General features: G+C 70.8%; 4 protein-coding genes. 3 read left to right on the forward strand and 1 reads right to left on the reverse strand.

The genetic code is table 11. The features are described 5' to 3' along the window. A partial coding sequence (locus CCN39_RS45620; protein ID WP_086853179.1) for a hypothetical protein occupies positions 1-869 on the forward strand: 869 nt, incomplete at its 5' end. Here the strand turns inward: CCN39_RS45620 and CCN39_RS45625 are convergent. Further along, positions 842-1,459, reverse strand: coding sequence for a TetR/AcrR family transcriptional regulator (locus CCN39_RS45625; protein ID WP_086853181.1), 618 nt, complete (start codon positions 1,457-1,459; stop codon positions 842-844). The two genes, CCN39_RS45620 and CCN39_RS45625, sit on opposite strands and share 28 nt — an antisense overlap. 84 nt (positions 1,460-1,543) lie before the next feature. On the opposite strand from CCN39_RS45625, the gene CCN39_RS45630 reads away from it, so the two are divergent. Both CCN39_RS45630 and CCN39_RS45635 read left to right on the forward strand, forming a co-directional pair. Next, complete coding sequence (locus CCN39_RS45630) at positions 1,544-1,945, forward strand: MerR family transcriptional regulator (protein ID WP_013222802.1); 402 nt, start codon at positions 1,544-1,546, stop codon at positions 1,943-1,945. Positions 1,946-1,995: 50 nt separating this feature from the next. After that, positions 1,996-2,919, forward strand: coding sequence for an aldo/keto reductase (locus CCN39_RS45635; RefSeq protein WP_244211318.1), 924 nt, complete (start codon positions 1,996-1,998; stop codon positions 2,917-2,919). Positions 2,920-3,013 lie beyond the last annotated feature (94 nt).

A 3,013-nucleotide genomic window follows, 5' to 3' on the forward strand; every position in this document is an offset into this window, starting at 1 on the left:
AGCCGATGTTCTGCGAGACCACCGAGACGACCGTGACGCTGTCGGACCCGGAAGCCACGCCCGCCTACGCCCCGGGCACGCGGACGGGGCTGCTGCTGCACAGCGCGACCGGGATGGTCGGCGGAATCCTCGCCCCCGACGGAGACGGGCTGTTCCTCGACTCGCGAACCGAGGACGGCGAGAACCAGTCGCAGGCCATCTACTTCTCCCCGGTCACCCGGCAGTTCATCGGGGTGACCCGGAGCAACCCGGCGCGGACGACGCTGACCGTCAGCCGGCAGACGCAATCGGGCGCAACGTTGCCCGCGCCGCCGCCGCCCCTGCTTTCGGTCGTGGACCGGCCGGTGACCGCCGACCGCACGTCATCCGCGGGCCGGGCGCTGGGTGACTGCCTAGCGGCGGCGCAGGTGGAGGCGATCCCCGACGCCGCGGCGTACGAGCCGGGGCCGCTGCTCCAGACCGAGGACTACCGGGTGGTCCTCGGCCGCCGCGGCGACCGGTTCGTGGTGTGCACGACCGAGCCCGACTACCGGCGGCCGGGGAAGACGAGGGTCCGCGCCTTCTCCGGTGGCCCCACGCCGGAGAAACCGCCGGCGTACCCCTTGATGGTGGACACCCTGGGCCATCCCCAGACGGGTGCCCCGGCCGGGAAGGCCCTCCGTCCGTTCGCCGCGGTCCTGCCCGCGACCGCGGCGACGGCGGTCGTCGACTTCGGGCGCGGCGCGAGTACCGAGGTCCACGTCGTGGCCGGCATGGTCGTCGTGTGGGCCCCCGCGGACATCAAGATCGACCCGGGAACGAAGGTCCACGTGACGGCGCGGGACGCGAAGGGCGCGGTCGTCTACGACGGGTCGTTGCCGCTGGTCTGAGGCCGCAGCCAGCCGGAGGCGTTCGCGCGCAGGGCGGCTTCGTAGGAGCCCGTGACGTCGAACTCCTCCGGCAGGTTGCCGGTCAGCTCCAGGGACACCAGGCCGTGCACGATGGCCCAGCAGCCGACCGCGACGGTCTCCGGCGGGACGTCGAGGAAGACGCCGTCGGCGATCGCGCGGCGGATGATCCGCTCCAGCGGCTTGAGCGTTTCGCGGGCGAGCTTCTCGGCGTCTTCGTTCGGCTCGAAGCCGGGCACCGACTTGGTGAACATGATCCCGTAGAGGTGCGGGTCGGCCAGCGCGCTCGCGCGATAGGCGCTGCCGAGCGCGACCAGGTCCTCGACGGCGTCGCCGGTCAGCGGCGTCCCGGCCATCCGGGCACCGAAGCGGCGGAAGCCCTCGGTGTAGAGGGTGTTGACCAGGTCGGGTTTGCTGCCGAAGAGTGAATACACGGCGGTGGTCGACGTCCCGGCGTCGGCGGCCAGCTTGCGCAGGGAAAGCGCCTTCGGCCCGTCGGCCGCGAGGAGCTCGCCGGCCCGGTCGAGCAGCTTGAGCCGGAGCGCTTCGTCGTGCGTGCGTGGTCGCGCCATGCACCGAGCGTATCGGAACAGTGTTATGGATGACCAGGGTGAGGATTTGACCTGGAGTGCACTCCAGGTCGTACTGTCGGGCGCATGAGCTACTCGATAGCGGAAGCCGCGCGACGTAGCGGACTGTCCATCGACACCCTCCGGTACTACGAGCGCATCAAACTGCTCGACCCGCCCGCGCGGGACACCGCGGGCCGCCGGGCGTATTCCGACGACGACCTCAACTGGCTCGGTTTCCTGACCAAGCTGCGCACCACCGGGATGCCCATCAAGAGCATGCGCGAGTACGCGTCGCTGCGCCGCCACGGCGTCGCGAGCGCGGGCCGCCGCAAGGCCCTCCTGGTGGAGCAGCGCCGGTCGGTCGCCGAGCGGATCGCCGAGCTGCAGGGCTGTCTCGACATCCTCGACTACAAGATCGAAAACTACGCCCAGGTCGAGCGCAAGGTGCTCGGCGTGGAGCCCGGTATGGAGGAGATTTCCGCGTGAAGAAGAGGAAGCTGGGCGGCCTGGAAGTCGGCGCCCAGGGGCTCGGCTGCATGGGGATGAGCCAGGCCTACGGCGTCCGCGACAACGACGACGAGTCGATCGCGACCATTCACCGGGCGCTCGAACTCGGCGTGACGCTGCTGGACACCGCGAACGTCTACGCCAACGGCGTCAACGAGGAGCTGGTCGGCCGCGCCATCGCCGGCCGCCGCGACGAAGTCGTGCTCGCGACGAAGTTCGGCATCGTGTGGAACGACGGGGCCATGGGTGCCCGCGGTGACGCGGCGTACGTGAAGCAGTCGTGCGACGAGTCGCTGCGCCGGCTCGGCGTCGACCACATCGACCTGTACTACCAGCACCGCGTCGACCCGGACACGCCGATCGAGGAGACCTGGGGCGCGCTGGCTTCGCTGGTGGAGGCCGGAAAGATCCGGTACGCCGGGATTTCCGAGGCGAGCGCGGCGACGATCCGGGCCGCGCACGCGGTGCACCCGGTGACGGCGCTGCAGAGCGAATGGTCGCTGTGGACCCGGGGCATCGAGGGCGAAGTCCTGGACACCTGCCGCGAGCTCGGCATCGGGATCGTCCCGTTTTCGCCGCTGGGCCGCGGGTTCCTGACGGGCGCGGTGAAGTCGGTCGCGGACCTGCCCGAAGACGACATGCGCCGCGGCCTGCCGCGCTTCGCCGAGGGCAACTTCGAGCGCAACATGGCGATCGTCGACGCGCTCCGCAAGCTGGCCTCGGACAAGGGGGTCACCGCGGGTCAGCTGGCGCTGGCGTGGGTCCAGTCCCACGGCGAGGACGTCGTGCCGATCCCGGGCACCAAGCGCCGCAAGTACCTCGAGGAGAACGTGGCGGCGGCATCGCTGGAGCTGACGGCGGACGACCTGGCCGCCATCGAGGCAGCCGCCCCCGCCGACGCGATCGCCGGAGAGCGTTACCCCGAGCGCCTCGCCCGCGCAGCCGGCAAGTAACCACGAAACTCACGTGATCCAACCCGGAACTCGCGTGATCCAGCCCGGAACTCGCGTGATCCGGGCCGTCACGGCTCTGATCACGCGAGTTCCG

This window comes from Amycolatopsis kentuckyensis (genome assembly GCF_002155975.1).
Classification (GTDB): domain Bacteria; phylum Actinomycetota; class Actinomycetes; order Mycobacteriales; family Pseudonocardiaceae; genus Amycolatopsis; species Amycolatopsis kentuckyensis.

Coding starts and splice junctions, on each gene's coding strand:
- CCN39_RS45625 (WP_086853181.1), bottom strand. CDS start 1,459: ATGGCGCGACCACGCACGCACGACGAAGCGCTCCGGCTCAAGCTGCTC.
- CCN39_RS45635 (WP_244211318.1), top strand. CDS start 1,996: ATGGGGATGAGCCAGGCCTACGGCGTCCGCGACAACGACGACGAGTCG.
- CCN39_RS45630 (WP_013222802.1), top strand. CDS start 1,544: ATGAGCTACTCGATAGCGGAAGCCGCGCGACGTAGCGGACTGTCCATC.